General features: G+C 67.1%; 1 pseudogene. It reads right to left on the bottom strand.

Features of this window, described 5'->3' with window-relative positions:
• Nucleotides 1-592: pseudogene (locus U4Y91_RS36580) on the bottom strand (phosphomannomutase/phosphoglucomutase); the annotation flags it as partial.

The raw sequence follows: 592 nt of genomic DNA, 5'->3' as shown, positions 1-592 counted from the left end.
TCGCTTCCTGCTGCAGCTTCTCGATCAGGCGGAAGTTCTCGCCCTCCTCGAGCTTGAGCTGCAGCTCCGGCGTGCTCATCGCGTCCGGCAGCGCATTGAGCAGCGCGCTCGGATCGGCCGTCTTCGCGAGGATCTCGAGCAGGCGCGCGCCCGTGTAGAGACCGTCGTCGAAACCGTACCAGCGGTCCTTGAAGAACACGTGGCCGCTCATCTCGCCCGCGAGCGGCGCGCCCGTCTCGCGCAGCTTCGCCTTCACGAGCGAATGGCCCGTCTTCCACATCAGCGGCTCGCCGCCCTTCGCCTTCACCCACTGCGCGAGATGGCGCGTGCACTTCACGTCGTAGATGATCTGCGCGCCCGGGTTGCGCGACAGCACTTCCTCCGCGAACAGCATCAGCTGGCGGTCCGGGTAGATGATCTGGCCGTCCTTCGTGACGACGCCGAGGCGGTCGCCGTCGCCGTCGAACGCGAAGCCGAGCTCGGCGTCGGTGTCCTTCAGCGCCTGGATCACGTCCTGCAGGTTTTCCGGGTGCGCGGGATCGGGGTGGTGGTTCGGGAACGTGCCGTCGATGTCGGTGAAGCGCTCGACGAG

Source organism: Burkholderia sp. BCC1993, from assembly GCF_905339865.1.
GTDB lineage: Bacteria > Pseudomonadota > Gammaproteobacteria > Burkholderiales > Burkholderiaceae > Burkholderia.
This window is presented reverse-complemented; position numbering and strand designations above follow the sequence as displayed.